1 protein-coding gene is annotated in these 342 nt (G+C 46.2%); it reads left to right on the top strand.

Going from position 1 to position 342, the window contains the following annotated elements; all coding sequences use genetic code 11:
• Positions 1–342, top strand: a 342-nt coding sequence (locus tag HC175_RS21570; RefSeq protein ID WP_209310178.1) for a ClpP family protease, incomplete at both ends; no start/stop codon positions are given.

Below are 342 nucleotides of genomic sequence, written 5' to 3'. Positions count from 1 at the left end.
AAGAAAGATCTTTTTATGGGGCACAGTGAATGAAAAAACGGCGAAACATCTAATTGAAAGAATGCTCTACCTGGACGCTACCGGGGACGAAGAAATAAAATTCTATATAAGCAGTCCGGGAGGTTATGTAACATCTGGTTTTGCCATTTATGATACCATGCTTGGTTTGAACAGCCCTGTTTCCACAATATGTACCGGCCTTGCAGCATCTATGGGATCGATCTTGTTATCTGCCGGTGCCAAAGGCCGCAGGTTCATTCAGCCTCATGCTAAGGTGATGATCCATCAGCCTAGCGGAGGTGCACAGGGACAGGCTTCCAATATCGAAATTCAGGCGGCAGA

The organism is Salinimicrobium oceani (assembly GCF_012037645.1).
Note: the sequence above shows the minus strand (reverse complement) of the source record. Positions and strands in the feature narration are given on the sequence as shown.